The sequence below is a fragment of the Haloarcula rubripromontorii genome, from assembly GCF_001280425.1.
Classification (GTDB): domain Archaea; phylum Halobacteriota; class Halobacteria; order Halobacteriales; family Haloarculaceae; genus Haloarcula; species Haloarcula rubripromontorii.
Genome location: NZ_LIUF01000002.1, coordinates 442,817 through 458,856 on the forward strand (window position 1 = coordinate 442,817; position 16,040 = coordinate 458,856).

At 65.5% G+C, this 16,040-nt stretch carries 17 protein-coding genes; 3 read left to right on the top strand and 14 right to left on the bottom strand.

All coding sequences use genetic code 11. The features are described from left to right. Window positions 1-26: 26 nt before the first annotated feature. The 5 genes from AMS69_RS07470 to AMS69_RS07490 form a co-directional block, all read right to left on the bottom strand. A complete protein-coding gene (locus tag AMS69_RS07470) occupies window positions 27-1,745 on the bottom strand; it encodes a radical SAM protein (RefSeq protein ID WP_053967443.1) in 1,719 nt (572 codons plus the stop codon). 168 nt (window positions 1,746-1,913) lie between these two features. Beyond that, entirely contained in the window at window positions 1,914-2,258 is a 345-nt protein-coding gene (locus AMS69_RS07475) for a DUF4112 domain-containing protein (protein WP_053967444.1), read from the bottom strand. A 141-nt stretch (window positions 2,259-2,399) separates the two neighbouring features. Then, window positions 2,400-3,854: an arginine/ornithine antiporter ArcD gene (gene arcD, locus AMS69_RS07480; RefSeq protein WP_053967445.1), complete on the bottom strand. Its 1,455-nt coding sequence runs from the start codon at window positions 3,852-3,854 to the stop codon at window positions 2,400-2,402. Between the two features lie 260 nt (window positions 3,855-4,114). Continuing rightward, a complete protein-coding gene (locus AMS69_RS07485) occupies window positions 4,115-6,037 on the bottom strand; it encodes an ABC transporter ATP-binding protein (RefSeq protein ID WP_053967446.1) in 1,923 nt (640 codons plus the stop codon). A gap of 68 nt (window positions 6,038-6,105) precedes the next feature. Beyond that, the gene (locus tag AMS69_RS07490) at window positions 6,106-6,903 is read right to left on the bottom strand and encodes a DUF429 domain-containing protein (protein ID WP_053967447.1); all 798 of its coding nucleotides are present in this window, start codon (window positions 6,901-6,903) and stop codon (window positions 6,106-6,108) included. Window positions 6,904-7,007: 104 nt separating this feature from the next. Here AMS69_RS07490 and AMS69_RS20575 point away from each other — a divergent pair, with 104 nt between their 5' ends. Next, the gene (locus tag AMS69_RS20575) at window positions 7,008-7,166 is read left to right on the top strand and encodes a DUF7559 family protein (protein ID WP_004517194.1); all 159 of its coding nucleotides are present in this window, start codon (window positions 7,008-7,010) and stop codon (window positions 7,164-7,166) included. Then, the gene (locus tag AMS69_RS07495; RefSeq protein WP_080508808.1) at window positions 7,163-7,687 is read left to right on the top strand and encodes an Hsp20/alpha crystallin family protein; all 525 of its coding nucleotides are present in this window, start codon (window positions 7,163-7,165) and stop codon (window positions 7,685-7,687) included. Before AMS69_RS20575 ends, AMS69_RS07495 begins: the two co-directional genes overlap by 4 nt. A 30-nt stretch (window positions 7,688-7,717) precedes the next feature. Here the strand turns inward: AMS69_RS07495 and AMS69_RS07500 are convergent, their stop codons facing one another. The 5 genes from AMS69_RS07500 to AMS69_RS07520 all read right to left on the bottom strand — a co-directional run bounded on the left by AMS69_RS07500 (window position 7,718) and on the right by AMS69_RS07520 (window position 12,046). Continuing rightward, a complete protein-coding gene (locus AMS69_RS07500; protein WP_053967449.1) occupies window positions 7,718-8,821 on the bottom strand; it encodes an NAD(P)/FAD-dependent oxidoreductase in 1,104 nt (367 codons plus the stop codon). Next, a complete protein-coding gene (locus tag AMS69_RS07505) occupies window positions 8,822-9,607 on the bottom strand; it encodes a DUF7388 family protein (RefSeq protein ID WP_053967856.1) in 786 nt (261 codons plus the stop codon). An 87-nt stretch (window positions 9,608-9,694) separates the two neighbouring features. Next, window positions 9,695-10,315, bottom strand: a complete 621-nt coding sequence (locus tag AMS69_RS07510) for an NUDIX hydrolase (protein ID WP_053967450.1) — start codon at window positions 10,313-10,315, stop codon at window positions 9,695-9,697. A gap of 91 nt (window positions 10,316-10,406) precedes the next feature. Continuing rightward, window positions 10,407-10,877, bottom strand: coding sequence for a DUF7109 family protein (locus AMS69_RS07515; RefSeq protein WP_053967451.1), 471 nt, complete (start codon window positions 10,875-10,877; stop codon window positions 10,407-10,409). 32 nt (window positions 10,878-10,909) lie between these two features. Further along, window positions 10,910-12,046, bottom strand: coding sequence for an MFS transporter (locus AMS69_RS07520; RefSeq protein WP_053967857.1), 1,137 nt, complete (start codon window positions 12,044-12,046; stop codon window positions 10,910-10,912). Window positions 12,047-12,165: 119 nt separating this feature from the next. Here AMS69_RS07520 and AMS69_RS20580 point away from each other — a divergent pair, with 119 nt between their 5' ends. After that, entirely contained in the window at window positions 12,166-12,336 is a 171-nt protein-coding gene (locus AMS69_RS20580; RefSeq protein ID WP_004517187.1) for an HVO_0758 family zinc finger protein, read from the top strand. Here the strand turns inward: AMS69_RS20580 and AMS69_RS07525 are convergent, their stop codons facing one another. Genes AMS69_RS07525 through AMS69_RS07540 form a run of 4 tightly spaced genes read right to left on the bottom strand, consistent with a single transcriptional unit; the run spans window position 12,337 to window position 16,023 of the window. After that, window positions 12,337-13,422 carry an aldo/keto reductase gene (locus tag AMS69_RS07525; RefSeq protein ID WP_053967452.1) on the bottom strand — a complete coding sequence of 362 codons (1,086 nt, stop codon included), beginning with the start codon at window positions 13,420-13,422 and terminating at the stop codon, window positions 12,337-12,339. Between the two features lie 57 nt (window positions 13,423-13,479). Beyond that, window positions 13,480-14,658, bottom strand: coding sequence for a DHH family phosphoesterase (locus tag AMS69_RS07530; protein WP_053967453.1), 1,179 nt, complete (start codon window positions 14,656-14,658; stop codon window positions 13,480-13,482). 49 nt (window positions 14,659-14,707) lie between these two features. Next, window positions 14,708-15,598 carry an SDR family oxidoreductase gene (locus tag AMS69_RS07535; RefSeq protein ID WP_053967454.1) on the bottom strand — a complete coding sequence of 297 codons (891 nt, stop codon included), beginning with the start codon at window positions 15,596-15,598 and terminating at the stop codon, window positions 14,708-14,710. Beyond that, window positions 15,595-16,023 (bottom strand): DUF5791 family protein, encoded by a 429-nt coding sequence (locus tag AMS69_RS07540; RefSeq protein ID WP_053967455.1) that lies wholly within the window; start codon window positions 16,021-16,023, stop codon window positions 15,595-15,597. Before AMS69_RS07540 ends, AMS69_RS07535 begins: the two co-directional genes overlap by 4 nt. Window positions 16,024-16,040: the final 17 nt, after the last annotated feature.

Consider the following 16,040-nt stretch of genomic DNA (forward strand, 5'->3'; position numbering starts at 1 on the left):
TTACGCTGCTGGGACGGGAACGGCAGTTAGTCAGCGCCTTCTCCAGACTGGGTGGTCGCGAACCGCTCGATGGACGCGACGTCGATGTCCCTAACCGACTCGTAGGGTCTGTTTACTACCACGTCACCGGCGGTACTCCGGCCGATACCGGGAATCGCTGTAAGTTCGTCCATCGACGCGCTGTTGAGATCCAGCGGGTATGGGACGCCGGTGACCGACCGGTAGCCGTGGTCGGTGACCGCGATATCGACGACACTGCCGAGTTCGCGCTCGCCCGGAATGCCCACGAGCAGCGGATAGGTCCCCAACTGCCGGCCGAACGTCTTGCCGTCCTGATGGTACTCCAGATGCACGTCGGGGAGTACCGTCCCCGGCGGCGCGACCCGCTGGAGCATCGGGTTATCGATAGTCTCCCGGACGTCCTGTTTGTACTGCTTGAACAGCTGCTTGTGGTCCTTGGCGATGTCCGCGCCGGTGTCGGCCATGTCGGTCCCTTCGAAGGCCATCACCTGCCGGATGTTCACCCGCCGGAGCATGAGCCCCTCGTCGTAGACCCGCTGGAGGAACCGCTTGTTGTGCTCGAAGGTCTCCCGCGTTTCGCCTTTCAGGCCGTGGACGAGGTTGATTCCCGGCAGCAGTTTCGGGAGCCGGCAGGCGGCGTCGTCGCCGAAGTTGGGGGCAGTGTCTTTGTCCCCTCCCGGCCGCCAGCCAGCCACCTCGTTGACAATCTTCACTGCTTCGAAACACTGGTCGGCGGTGACGTTGAGATTGTTGTCGCTCATCACGTTCGGGTCGGCCGACTCCAGGCCGAACGCGGCGGTGTCGCCGGGCGTGTTGTGCTCGGCGATGATGCGAATCCCCTCGCGGGCTTTCTCGGGCCATTTTACGACCGTGATGGGATTCATATTGTCGAGGTGTAGGGTCTCAAGGTCCGGCGCGACCTCGCGAATACCGCCGTAGAGCCGCCGGAGGGCGTCCGGGTTGGGCGCTTCGCCGTCGCCGCCGTAGGCGAGGATGTCGGCCTGCCGACCGAGTCGGAAGTGCTTCACACCGCGGTCCGAGAGGGCGTCGACCTCGTCGACGACGCTCTCGGGCGGCCGGAAGTCCGGATTCCCGTACATCGGCTCCGTACAGAAGGAACATCGGTACGGACAGCCCCGGGAGGTCTCCATCTCGCAGATGAGGTAGTCCGGGTGGTTCGGGTGCTGTTCGACGACGAACGCGCCGGCCCGAGCCCAGCGGGTCTCCTCCTCGATATCTCGGTAGCGGTCGTTAAACCCTTCCAGACCGGACTCCACGAGGTCGAACACTGCGGCCTCGACATCGGCCATCGCCAGAAAGTCGAAATCGAGATCGTCGCGGGCCGTCTCGCTTGCGCCCTCGTTGGCCTCGCCGACGCCGAACCGGACCGGACCGCCCATGAGCGAGGTCCCCTTGGCCGTCCAGGCGAGTTCGCGCACCTCGTCAGGTTCCGCCGGTGTCCCGCCGACGTACTTGCCGGGGACGGTCATGCCGCCGACGTATACCATGAGGTCGGCGGCCTCGACGTCTCGCCAGACTGCGTTGTCCTCCCGGAGTTCGTCGATAGTGTGATACGCTATCTGCTCGCGGGGGACACCGGCATCGACGAGGGCGCCGGCGGCGTACCGCGGGTACGTCGAGATGTACGGCGGCACCCCGAAGTGTGCTGGCTCGTCGACGTAGCCGTCGACGATGGTCACGTCGAGCGTCTCGGGGTCAGTCATACCCGTCGCTTGATGTTCGATGCCTAAAACCGTGTCTGGTCGTCCGTGGCGTCTCAAAATACAGTTGGGAACACACCGGCTAAATCGCCCTGCATGTATCGGCTGGACACGCCGGTTCGGCGGGTACTCTCCGGTGCTCCGCACCCCTCGCGCTGCTACACTGATCCGTTACTGTCGCTCTGCAACCGCGGCGGCGACCAGTTCGGCGTTCCTGACGTTGGCCTTCCAGTAGGCGTCGAAGAGGTCACCGACCACCGGAACGCTCCCGACCGTCGCGTCCACCGCGATGTTCGCGAGCAGTCGGACCACGGTTCGTTTCGGGACGCCGAGCCGCACGGCCTCGGCGACGATGTACAGCGAACACAGCGCCATCGCGACGTCGCCCGCAATCGGGAGCAAGCCGAGTATCGGGTCGAGACCGACTCGAAACCTGGTGCCGGGTATGCGGACGCTCTCGTCAAGAATGTGGGCGACGGTTCGAATGCGGCCCAGCGCCGCCGGTTCCGTGTCCATAGGTGACACACGAACGGGGTCCTAATGGGTGTGTTGGCTGGGTGATACGTCCCCACTGAACCACACACCCATACGGAGCAATGTGGATTCTTTCCGACCCCGGGGGCGGCGCACACCGGTACATAGTGACAACACTCCGTATCAGTCGTCGGCGACAGCGGACGACGCGACTGAATCAGCCTGCTCGGACCCGTCGTATCGTCTCCCGAACAGCGTTGTCGCAAACAGGATCAACGGTGAGAGGAACGCGAAGAAGTAATACGGGGCGTAGGCAAGCGTTCCAACCCCGAAGACCGCAGACATGTAGACGGCACCGGCGTGCCACGGGAAGAGCGCACCGGTCGGGGTTCCGGCGGATTCGATAGCCTGCGAGAGGTCATCGCTTGTCAGGCCGTACTCGTCGTAGAGGTTCCGGAGCGTGAGCCCGGGCACGACGATGCTCATGTACTGCTGGGCCGAGAAGGCGTTGACGAAGATGGCCGAAATGCCGGTCCCGACGACCAGGCTGCGCTGGCCGCGGACAGCGGTCGCGAGGTGGTGTGCGAGCACGGCGAGGACGCCGGTCCGTTCGAGGAGGCCACCGAGACTGAGGGCCGCAACGACGACGGCAATCGTCCAGGCCGACCCCGAGATACCACCGCTGGCCAGCAGATCGTTCACGAGCGCTGTCCCCGTCTCAGGGGCCGTTCCGTCGAGAAAGACGGTCCAGGCCGCAGTGAACGACCGGCCCTGCACGAAGATGGTCGTGAAAGCACCGGCAAAGACTCCGGCGACGAGCGTCGGGAGCGCCGGGGTTCCGTACAGCGCCAGCCCGAAGGTGACAACGAGCGGGATGAGTACCAGCACCGAGAGGTCGTAGCTGCCAGCGAGTGCGCCCTGTATCTCGGCGATACGCCCGGTCGGGATTTCACCGACAGCACGCAGTCCAAGCGCAGCGTAGAGCAATACTGAGAGGCCAAACGCCAGAATCGTCCCGTTGCGCATCGCCCGGATGTGGTCATAGAGGTCGGTGTTCGTCACGGCGGCCGCGAGATTTGTCGTGTCCGAGAGGGGTGACTGCTTGTCGCCCGCGTAGGCACCCGAGAGGATGGCACCAGCAGTCATCGGGGTCGGAACACCGAGACCGGAGCCGATGCCGATGAAGGCCACACCGAGCGTGCCGGCTGTGGTCCACGACGACCCGATGGAAAACGCGACGACCATCGCAAGCAGCGCTGTCGCCGGGAGGAACACGTCCGGCGTCAGTATTGAGAGACCGTAGTACATCAGCCCGGGAATGGTGCCCGCGCTGACCCACGTCGCGATGAGTCCGTAGATGATGAACAGGATGAGAATGGCCTGCAGTCCCATCAGCAAACTGTCTGCGAGCCCCTCGTAGAGGTCGTCCCACGAGTACCCCAGCCAGTATTTACCGACTGCACCAGTCAGTACGATGCTCCAGAGTAGCGGCCCGTGTGGGGCCAGCTTCAGATATCCCGACCCGATGCCGAGGAACAGGACGACACCGAGTACAGGGACTAGCGCCTGAAGAACCCCCGGCCGGCGCTCCGACGGGATGTCCTCGTACGTTAGCGGTTCGAGAGTGAGTGATGTCACGTCTACCCCGGCCTAATAACTTGTGTGTATTAAAATGAGCGATAATATCTCTGTAGCGCATATGTGACACTATCTCTTTCAAGACTATCGGTACCAGACACCGATACAGCGGACCCAAAACGGGACTAACGCGCACCTGATTGGCAGCCATGCTGGTTGTTATTGACGGGCTCGAACGAGCGAATCACGTCTTACGGCAACGCAGTCGGACGCATCACCGGCACTGATCCGCTGTCAAAAAGGCTCAGACAGCACCAGTCTCAGTCGTCGGCGCTGACCGTTCGGTCGTCGGCCTGGGCGTGCCAGAGAGCGGCGTAATCGCCGTCGGCCGCGAGCAGGTCGGTGTGGCTACCGCGTTCGACGATTTCGCCGTCGTCCATCACGACGATGCGGTCCGCGTCCTGAATCGTCGAGAGGCGGTGAGCGATGACGAAGGCGGTGCGGTCCGCGACCAACTGTTCGATACTCTCCTGAATGCGGTCCTCCGTCTCCGTGTCTACGTCGCTGGTCGCCTCGTCGAAGATGATGATTTCGGGGTCGTTCAGCAGGGCACGGGCGATGGCGACCCGCTGGCGCTGGCCGCCCGAAAGCTTGATTCCGCGCTCGCCGATTTGCGTGTCGTACCCCTCAGGCAGGTCCCGGATAAACTCGTGGGCCTGGGCGGCCTCCGCTGCGTCACGGACCCGCTCGCGTGCCGTTTCCCATCCGGTATCCCGCGCTTCGTCGTCCGACTGCTCGGCGTCCAGCACCTCGCGGTCGCCGTAGGCGATGTTCTCAGCGACGGTCCCCGAGAACAGGTACGGCTGCTGTTCGACGATTGCGATTTCGCTCCTGAGGCTCTGGAGGCCGTATTCGCGTACGTCGACGCCGTCCACTCGGACCGCGCCGGCGTCCACGTCGTGGAATCGCGGTACCAGTTTCAGCAGCGTCGATTTTCCGGCCCCGGTGGCACCGGCCAGCCCGACGGTCGCACCGTCGGGCACGTTTAGCGACACGTCCCGGACGACCGGCGGCTCGTCGCCGTAGCCGAAGGTCACGCCGTCGAATTCCACGGCCCCGTCGACGCGGTCGGGCTCGTAGGGGTCTTCGGGGTCGGTGACTTCCGGCTCCTGCCCCAGCAGGCCGAACACGCGCTCGGCGCTGGACTTGGCGAGCTGGTACTTGTTGGCCGACTTGCCGACCCGGCGCATCGGGGAGTACAGCCGGCGGATGTAGAGGAAGAAGGCGGTGAAGGCCCCCGCCGACAGCGCCGCCTCACCCTGTGGGTTCGTGATGAAGTCCATCCCAGCGACGTACAGAATCAGGACGAACACGATGCCGGTCAGCAGTCGCAGGCCGGCGAAGAAGGCCCGGCGGATTCGCAGGGCGGCGACTTTCTCGTCGTGGTACGTCTGGCTCTGGTCGGTCACCCGCTTGCGCTCGAAGTCGTAGCGGTCGAACGCTTTGATGACCGGCGCACCGCTGAGGTTGTTCTCCAGCCGGGTGTTGAGCCGCGACACTGTCTGGCGAATCGAGCGGTACCGTGGCTCGATCCACGTGAGGAAAAAGCCGCTGGCGACGCCGATAATCGGCACCGGCGCGAGCGCGATGAGCGCCAGCTTCGGGGAGTAGGTATACAGGATAACGGCGATGCCGCCGACGGTCGCCACCACCCGGATTAGCTGGCGGAACTCCGTGTTGAGAAACGACTCCAGCCGGTTGATGTCGCTGTTGAGTATCGACATCATCCCGCCGGTCTGGTGGTTCGCAAAGAAGGACAGCGAGAGGTGCTGGAGGTGGTCGTAGGTGTCGTTGCGGAGGTCCCGCTGTATCTTCTGGGCGCTGGACTGGAGCAGGTATCTGGAGCCGAAACGCGCAGCCGACCGGATGAGATACGCGATGGCTGCGATGACGACGAGTCGCTGGAGGAAGGCGATCCGGGCGGCTTCGCCCGTGATTTCGCCGGGCGGCAACAGCCCGGCGTCGGTCAGCAGTCCCGGTTCGCCGCTGTTGAGGACGACGCGGTCGATGGCCGCAGCCACGATTATCGGCGGCACGAGGCGGGCGAATCGGGTACAGAACGCCGCCAGAATACCGATGAACAGCCGGAGCCAGTAGGACGTGGCGTAGCCGACGAGATTGACCATCGGGTGACCGTCGACGTTCTCACGGACGCCTTCGAAGCCGCCCCGGTCGTCAGACATAGACGGTAGTTGGGCCGGAAGCTGATATATGCCGGGCTTCGATCCGGAACACCGACGCCACTGCGTCGTCAGACGTAGATACAGCCTTCGCTCTGTGGGCCTGCTGCGGGCGGTCTGGCACCGTCAGCCAGCCGACCCGCCGAGACGACAGCGGCGAGCGAGTCCAGCGCGTCGTGGTTCCCGAGGTAGGTGTCGCGGTGGTCATCGACGGTGACGCTACAGGCTTCGACCGCCGCGACGTTTGCCTCCCGGCGCTGCCGGGGGTCGTCGACGTTCTTGTATCCCTCACGGTAACAGCCAAGCCAGCCAAAGGTCGCAGCGGGGTACACCTCGGCGACAAGCGTGTCGGCGTCCCAGCCCTGCATCGGCACGACGGCCGTGTCGTCGTCGGCTCGCAGTTTCCCCAGCACGTCCCGGACGCCGTAGAAGGTCATGCTGCGCGTCCGGTTCGTGTACGGACACAGTGCGCCGCGTCGGAAATCAGTCTCCCGGCGCAGGTCACGGCTCCCGGTCGCCATCTCGGCGGTGTGTCGGCAGGCCTCGGAGAGCGACCCCGGGTCGGTCGGGCCGCTCCCGCTCGCGAGCCAGTCTACGAAACCGGACCAGGTCCCGCCACACTGCGCGTCAAGTAGCGCCTGTGGTAGACTGAACGGGAAATCCAGCCCGACCGTGCTCACATCGTCGTCGGTAATGCGGTCGACGAGGCCGGCGTGGGCCGCTTCACGGTCACGACCCCACTCGTCGGTTCCGCGGTAGCACCGTTGAATTTCGAGCCCCTCGTCCGTCGGTATCGCCTCAGTGACCCAGAGCGCGTCGCCAGCGGCCGCTGCGCCGCTGAAATCCGCCCCGAGGACGCGTTCACTCATACACCCGAGTACGCCGGTGACGGTATCAATGTTGGGACTGGCTGGACGTGGTAACCCCGGCCCCGTCCGTAAGGGGTTTGTCCCCGACGGACCAACGAAATAGTATGCCAGCCACTATGGAGGTCGTCTGCACGGACGACAGCTGCGAACTCGACATGTTCGAGATGCACTACACGTACGACATGCCGGACGATGTCGAACTCGCGGCGTTCTCCTGCCCGTACTGTGGCGGGACGGACTGTCTCGACGAAGTGGAACTATGATGCGGGACATCGGCTCCTCTATCAGCGACGCGATATTCGAGAACATCGGTCGGGCCGCCGGTCGGGTGCAGGAGAACAAGCCGCTGGCCTCGGACCTGCTGGAGTCGGACGACGCCTATCTCGTCGTCTTTGACGCGCCCGGCACGACCGCGTCGGACATTCAGGTCCGGTACGTCGACGACCGCGTGGAGGTCCGTATCGACCGCTTCCGTGACTTCTACGAGGGCTTCGAGATGCGCTATCCCGGGCGCGGGCTCGCACTCGACGGGAGCGTCACGCTGCCGAGCGATGCCGCCGTCGACCCGGAGACGGCCCAGGCCACGCTCAAGAGCAACGGCACGCTCCACGTCCGCGTTCCGAAGGCCGAGGCGGACCACGATGAGGACGAGGCAACGGATGTCGGCGTTGCAACCGACGACAGCGAGAGCCACGAGGGGGCCGACGCGGAGGCAGACACCGACACGGCCGATGTCGAAGACGTGACCGAATCAGCCGACGAGAGCGAAGACGACGACGCCTGACCGACGTATATACGCCTTCTTACAACGTATTCACTCGACCCAGTCACGCGTCGGGTCGTCCAGCGCGGCGAACTCTTCGGAGCCGTCGAACCGTGTCGGGTCGACGCGATCAGGCAAGTGTTCCGAGAGCGGGCTCGGGCGATTGAGAACGTCTGCGGCGAGATAGTCGCCCATCGCCGGCGCGCGCATGAGTCCGTGGCCCTGCCAGCCGGTCGCCACCCAGAGCCCGTCGGCGACCTGTCCGGCCAACGGCGCGCCGTCCGGCGTCGCGGTACACAGGCCGGCCCAGGCTCTGTCACAGGCCGGCGTGAGTGCCGACGTTTGCTCGACGCGGTCGAGGCTCCGGGTAACGAATTCGGCGTCCGCGTCCGGGTTCCAGTCCATCGGGTCGACCTCGTGTGCGCCGTCGCCGAGCAGTAGTGCGTCGGCTTTCGGCCGCCAGTAGAACTCCCGGGTCGCGTCGTAGAACGACGGCAGCGTGGCATCGACCGGCTCAGTCACGAGGGCCTGTGCGCGATACGTTTTCAGTGCGAGCGAGACGCCGATATCGGCGACAAGGGGCTTCGTCTCCGGGCCGGCCGCGGCGACCACAGCGTCGAACGTCCGCGTCTCACTCGGCGTTTCGACGGTCGTCGGCGAGGTGAGCGAGACCGGGGTTTCCGTCTCGATGGTCGCACCGTCTGCCCGGGCCTGTTCGGCGAGGGTCGCCACCACCTCGTCCGGGTCGAGTACGCCGGCGTCGCGGGCGAGGCCGGCCACCTCGATGCCGCTGGTATCGAGTGCGGGGTAGCGGTCGCCGAGTGCCGCCGGCGTGAGCGCCTCGACCGCGACGCCGTTGCTCTGCATCTGCGCGATTTGCTCCCGGACGGCTGTGGCGTCGCTCTCGTCGCGTGCGACCCAGCCGTACGGCTGTGGCTCGAACAGGCCAAGGTCGCGGTAGCGACCGAGTGCGTCCGCGGCGACGGCGGCATCCACGTCGTCGGCGAAGGCGTCGTAACAGAGTCCGGCCGCACGGCCACTCGCGCCGCTTCCGAGAGTGTCCCGCTCAAATAGCGTGACCGATGCGCCGCGGCGAGCCAGTGCCAGCGCGGTCGACAGGCCGACGGCCCCGCCGCCGACAACGGCGGCGTTCATCTACGAAAGGAAGGGGCCGAGTCCACGCGCCGGGTAGCCGACAATCGTGTCGACGCCGATGTCGTGGAGCCGCTCGGTTCGTTCGGCGACTGTCTCGACGGAGCCGACGAGCGCGTAGTCGCGGATGGCCTGTTTGAGTACGTCTCTGGCCCGCCCCGTGGCTCGACTGTCCGTCGGCGCACCGTCGGGCAGTGCGTTCCGAACCGGACCGCGCCGGGCCGTGTAGTCGCCGACGGCGTCAAGCATCGTATCCTCGCTGTTCGAGAGTACCAGCGGGGCGTAAACGGCAATCGAACCGTCGAAGCCGGCGGTCCGGAGCGTCCGCACGTCCCGGGCCGTCGTCCGCGAGAGGAGTTCGTACTGTGTCCCGCCGACTGCCAGCGCGAGGCGCTCGATGCCCTCTGTGCCGACCCATGGATCGCTGGCGTCGTCGACGGCCGCCTGAAGCCGCGGTGCGACGGCTCGTTCAGCCTCGTCTTCCGAGAGATACGCGCTGTGGCCAGCGACCAGAACACGGCCCGCACCCGCCGGCAGCGCGTCGAACCCGCTGTCGTCGCCCAGCGGGTCGAAGCCGTCGGCCCGGACTGGCGTCGTGACGCGCACGTCAGTGGCCGACGCCAGTCGCTCGATGGTCTCGGCGTCTGGGACGTGGGCCGCCCCCTCGTAATCGATTGCAAGCGTCTCAACATCGAGGGCCGTTGCTTGGGACACGTCCACTTCCGTCGGCTTGAGCGCCACCGCGTCGATGCCGGCAGCCGCCAGTGTCGCACCGGTAAGCGTGGTCATCCAGTACGCGGTCAACGTCATGAGGCTGCAAAATCCTGTCGCTCTCGACCCCGGCACAGCCGGTCCTGCTTCACTCAGGGCCGACCTTCACTCAGCTTCGTCGCGCACGCTCGGCGGCAGATCGTCGTCGCGCTCCATGTACCGGTCAGGCTCGGGTGGCATCCGCCAGTCGGTCGCGAGTTCGAGCAACTGGACGAGCATCCGCGCCGTCGCGCCCCAGACAGTGTAGCCGTCGACGTAGAAGAAATGGAGTCGAATCTCCCCGTAGTGGGGGTGGTCACGGTGCTCTGACTCGTAGTTGTTTAGATCGGTCAGTTCCGACACCGGAAGCGTGACTATCTCCGCGACTTCTTCGTCCGAGGGCAGGTAGTCACGGTCCGGGATTCGCCCGACGAACGGGCGCACGGAGTAGCGCGTGATGGTTCTGATGTCGTCCAGCCGACCGACGACGTTGACTGCCAGCGGGTCGAGCCCGATCTCCTCGTTGGCCTCGCGAAGCGCAGTCCGCAGCAGGTCATCGTCTTCGGGTTCGCGGCCGCCGCCGGGGAACGACATCTGCCCGGGGTGGTCCGACAGGTGGTCAGCGCGTTTCGTGAACAGTATCGCCTCGCCCTCGGGTCGCGTGACGACCGGGGCGATAACGGCCGCCTCCTGTGGCTCATCGTCCACGACGACTGGCTCGTGGGCCGCGACCCGGTCGAACTGCATAGCATACGGTAGGTGACCGACCGTCTTAATTCGGGTGGCTCACTCGCTCGAAATATCAGATTTAATCGTTCGGAATTTCGGAGCGCTGGGTTCATACGTCATCGAGTCGGTCCCGGAGGCCGTCCATCTCGACGTTCTCCCAGGCTTCGATGTCGTAGCTCACGTCAAGCAGTGTCTCGACGCGGTCCGCGTTGCCGTTCTTGACTGCCATTACCGCGTCCTCTCGGAAGCGCGACTTGACAGCCTCGATGACGGCGTCACGTGCGAGGTCGCGGGCCGGCACGTCCATGATGTGCGGGAGGTCGGCCGCGCCGTCGGGCAGAGCCGGGAACGCGACCGGGCCGACTACCAGCAGCGTCTCGTCGGTGTCTGCGGCGTGGTCGCCGACGGCGACGAGGTGGTACGTGCCGATAGCACCGTCGATGGCTGCCGCTACTGCGTCCGGGTCGGCGTCGACGCCCTGCTTGAACGCGAGTTCGCCGCAGGCGTCGACGAGCTCCGCTCTGGTGAGCGAGCCAAAGAGGTCGACGACGCCAGCCAGCTCGTCCGGTTGCAGGTCCATACAGGTGACGCGGCACCGAGCGGCTTCAGCCTTTAGGCTCGGGCGGCGCTCGGTAGCCGGCCGTTGCGGTGCAGCGACACCATCGCCACGAGGACGACGAGCAACGCGATGCCCATGCCCCGAAGCAGCGTCGGAAACGTGACGCCAGTGTCGAGCAGTCGCCCGACGAGCGCGCTTCCGGGTGCCTGTAGCAGCATCATCCCTGCGCCGTAGGTGGCATAGGCGCTCGCGCGGTGGCGGTCCGGGAGCGAGCCGAGCAGGTACGCGTCCACCGCCGGGAAGATGCTGTGGATGACGTAGCCGACGACGACGCTGAACGCGGCCAGCGACCAGAACCCGGTCAGTGACGGCAACACCAGCACACAGCCGGTAAAGGCCGCAAGCATCGTCAGGAGGTACGGAATCGACGGGAGCCGGTCGGCAAGACGACCGCTGACGTAGAAGGCCGGTACCCCCGCTCCGAACGCGAGCAACAGGAGCGTCCGCCCCCGTCCGGGCGTGAGGCCGACGCTCGTGGCGTAGGTGACGTAGAAGTTGAACAGCCCGTTCCAGACCAGCCCCGCGACGCCGATGGTCGCGACGCTGGTGACGATGATATGCCACTGGGCACGCGCCGCGCCAAGGAGGTCGCGGTCTTCGCTCCCGGCGTCAGGGAGGTGGGAGCGTCTCGCGACGATAGTGAACGCGACGGTTACCACTCCCGCGGCGACGGCGATCACTTGCAGCGCGGTCCGCCACGTCCCGACAATGAGAACGAACGATATCAGCGCCGGCGCACCGACAGCGGCGAGCTGGGCGGCGACGCCGTGTTGCCCGAGCGCGCGGCCGGGCCGCTCCGGAAACAGCTCACTGACCAGCGTGTTTGCCGCGGTCAGGTAGACGCCGCTCGCAATCCCCATGGTGAACGCCCCGACGAGCAACAGCGTCGGGTCGAACGCGAGCGCGGTAAACGTCGTCCCGATTGTCAGAACGACACCGGAGCCGAAGATGACCTTCGCCCGCGATATCCGGGTCAGCAGGACGCCGGTTGGGAGCCGTGGGAGGGCGCTCCCGGCCCAGACCATCGTTGCGAGCAGTCCGAGTGTCGCATCAGAAGCGCCTGTCGTCGCCCGAATCGGTTCGATGAGTGGTGCGAAGACGACTCTCGCGAGGTTGATGCAGAACACCATCCCCAGCAGCGAGCCGAAGACGCGGCGACGAGACACGACCAGTGATAGATGGGAACACCTGAACAACGTTCCGGAACGCCGCCACGGGGTTTTTACACGCGGGTAGCACACTGGCAGGTATGGACTCAGTGAGGAAGGCCCTCCGGGCCGGCGATGTCGAGAAGGACAACTACGGGCGACTCTCCTGTACCAGTTGTGACGAGCCGCTCGCGACGGAAAACGACCCGGACGAAGTCGGGAAGGTGCGCGTCTGTCCCGAGTGCGACGGCAAGTGGAAAGAGCTCAGTTAGCTACTCGAAGACCGCGTCGAACGCGTCAGCACCGAGCGGTTCGTACCGGCCGGCATCGACGTTCTCCCGGGCGTGTTCGACCGATCCAGTACCGACCAGCGAGCAGGTCACGCCCGGCGCACTGCGTGCGAAGTTAATCGCGCGCTGTGCGCTCGTTTCGCCCGAGAGCTTCGCCGCGACGTCGTCCGGGACTTCCGCGGCCAGCTTGCCCTGCATGATGGATGCGCTGGTGAACACGTCCAGCCCGGCCTCGTGAGCGAACCACAGCGCCGACTGCGGCCCGTCCGCGCCGTCGTGGGCCTCGACAGTGAACGCGTCGGCCATCGCGACGTTGAACGGCAACTGAATCGCGCGGAGATGCGTCGCCGCGTTGCCGACTGTCTCTGCCGCCGCACGGGCACGCTCGACGACCTCGGGGAGCGAGAGATAGCTGTCGTGGTCGGCTGGTACGCGGAACGCCTCCCACGTCGCGACGCCGTAGTGTCTGATATCGCCGGTCGCCGCTCGTTTCTCCAGTTGCTCGAAGGTCGCCTCTAGCTGGTCGTACACTGCCGCGCGGGATTTCGACTTCAGTTGTGTCTCCGGATTGTGGACGTAGTAGAGATCAATTGTATCCAGTCCAAGATTCGTCAGCGACCGGTCGACCTGGTCGTCGATGTAGTCGGGCGCAATGCAGTGCTGGCCGGCAACGAGGTCGTCGCGGTCGACGATGCCGGTGTCGAGGTACTCCGACCGGACGAACGCGCCGGGGTCAGCCGGGCGCGCCCCGTCGAATGGAATGAACCCCCCTTTCGTCGCAACAGCGATTGCCTCGCGGTCAACGTCGGCCTCCTCGACGGCGTCCCCCACGACGCGCTCGGAGCGCTGGTGGCGGTAGTTTATCGCCGTATCGACGACGTTGACGCCGGATTCCAGCGCCGTGACGAGGGCGTCGTGGTAGCTCGCGTCCCGCTCGTCGGTCGGGTCGCCCAGATACGTGCCGATGCCGATGCTGGAGACGACGCCGTCGCCGAACCGGCGGTAGAAGGTGCGCGCGAACTCGTCGTGGTCGTCCCGGTACGCCCAGGTCGCCTCCCGTGTAGCCATACCAGTCGTTGGTCGGGCAGGGACAAAAGGACAGAGATACACTACGGTCGGCGACCGCTACAGTTCGCCACTCATAGCGTCGAACACTCGTTCGCGGAAGTCCTCACGGGAGACACCGTCGCTGGGTCCGAGACCGGCCATGTGCTTGATCGGGACTTTCCCGCCGCCCATCCGCGCGTGGCCGCCTCCCTCGGCCATCGGGATATTGTCGACGACGGCCTCTATCGCCCGGCCGATGTGGACGCGGTCGTCCCGCGAGCGCCCGGCGATGCGCATGGTCCCTTCCTTCTCGCCGACGACGACGACTGCCGAGACACCCTCTAACGTCTCCAGCTCGTCCGCAGCCTGTGGAATCGCGTCCGTGTTCGACACCTCGCCAACGTCGCTGAACGCGTACGGCGCGCGCACCTCTCGTTTCCCGATGGCGCGGGATTTCACGTCGAGCACTTCGGCGTCGACCTGAGGGTTCGCGATGCGGTTGAGCAAATCGCTGTCCATCCCCTCGTAGAGGAACGCAGCGGCCGCGAAGTCCTCGGACTCGCACCCGTTTGTCAGCGACCGCGTATCTGACTGGATACCGTACATCAGCCCCGTTGCCAGCGCACAGGGGATGGTTTCTGCCGGTGCTGCGTCGATATCGATACTCTCTCCGGTGTCGCTGAACTCGAACTCTAACTGATTGAAGTAGCTCGCGAAGATGGTCGCACAGGCCCCGTAGTCGGACCGGATGTCGGTGAACTCGTTGCCACTCCCGTTGCCGGGATGGTGGTCGATGACGGCAACCGGCTCGACCTCCTCGGCACCGGGGAAGCCGCGTGCCGTGTTGTGGTCGACGAGGACGACCGCCTCCTCGTCGATGTCCTCGACAGTTTCGATGTGTTCGAAAGCCAGATCCAACACCGTCTGGAAGGCCCGGTTCTCCGGACGGCGTATCTCCCCGGGGTACTGCAGCGACGCCGATGTCTCGGTGCCGGCGATGAGCTGGGTGACAGCCAGAGCAGAGGCCATCGCGTCCGGATCGGGATTCGGATGCATCAACACTGCAATCCGGTCGTAGTCCGTCAGCGTTCGACGCAGTCGTTCGCCGGGCGTTCGGTTGAGATACCGGTGCAACCAGATACCGGCACCGAGGAGGGCGAAAAGGACCACAGCGACACCAGCGATCAACAAAGGGTTCTCGCTAGCGAACGCCGCGGCGGCGTCAATCTGGCGTCCGCCGCCGGCAACGCGTGTCATACCACGCTCTTCGCCAGCCTATCAGTAATAAAGTTCGCCCCTTATACAGCTAATTTTGCCGGTATTCTCGGATAGCGGCGCGGTATCCCTCCCGAAACGTCGGGTACTCTAGTTCGTAGCCCAGTTCCCGGAGCCGTTCGTTCGAGCATCGCTTGCTCGTCTGAATACGTCGCTTTGCGGTCTCCGAGAGGCTCTCGTCGGCCAGTCGTTCCTCGGTCGTCTGTTTCGGCGGGAACGGGACGTCGCATTGCTCGGCCAGCCAGTCGGCAAAAGCCCACTTCTCGACGGGTTCGTCGTCGACGACCAGTACGACTTCTTCACGGTGCCCCTCGGTCAGCAGGTGGCGCACTGCACCGGCCGCATCGGCTCGGTGGATCATGTTCAGGTAGCCCGCCGTCACTGGTCCCTCCAGATACCGCTCCAGTCGGTAGCGGTCTGGACCGTACAGGCCGGCGAACCGAGCGACGGTTCCGTGCCCACCGTGTTCCACTGGGCGCTCGCGGGCGACCCGCTCGGCCTCGGCCAGCACTTCGGTCTTTTCGGTCTGTGGGTCCAGCGGGGTCTCCTCGTCGACCCACGCGCCGTCGTGGTCGCCGTAGACGCCGGTACTGGAGGTGTACACCAGTCTCTCGGGCGGGTCGGCCCGCGACCAGAAGTGGTCGATGGCCGTCCGGAGTCCCTTGACGTACACCTTGCGGGCGGCCTCGGCTCCCCGCCCGCCAGAGCTTGCGGCGAAGACGAGCCAGTCGGCGTCCGGCACCGCCGACAGCGACTCGGGGTCAGTTACGTCGGCCCGGACCGCCTCGAAGCCGGCGTCCTCGATAGCTGCGATGCCGTCGTCGGACCGGCGAACGCCCACGACCTCGTGGTCGTCCCGCAGTTGTCGCCCGAGTTCGAGGCCGACGTAGCCACAGCCGAGGATGGCGACGCGTTCCGTCACCGCTTTTCACCCTCGATGTAGCTGTGCAGGAGGGCATATTCCGACAGCGTCACGGGGTAGCGGCCCTCGATTTTCTGCTGGATTTCCTTCGGCTCCAGTTCGTCGTCGATGCCGGAGGCCAGCGACTCCACGTCCATCACGGCCGTCGTCATCCCCATCAGGAGGATGTCCTGGGCCTCGGCCTGCAACGCGTCGGCGTCCGGCCGGTTCGGTCCGGTCGCCAGTACGGCGACCGCTTCATCAAGCGTCCGGTCGGCGATATCGCCGTCGGCGAACGCTGTCACCGTCGCCTGATCGAGACTGGTCTCGGCGACGATCTCCTCAACCCCGACTGTCTCGACTGTCTCGGCCAGCACGGTACCGTAGGCCGCCAGTAACTCCTCGGAGGACTGCTCGCTCGCGTCCGGAAACTCGCCTCGAAGCATGGGAATCGGTATGGCCC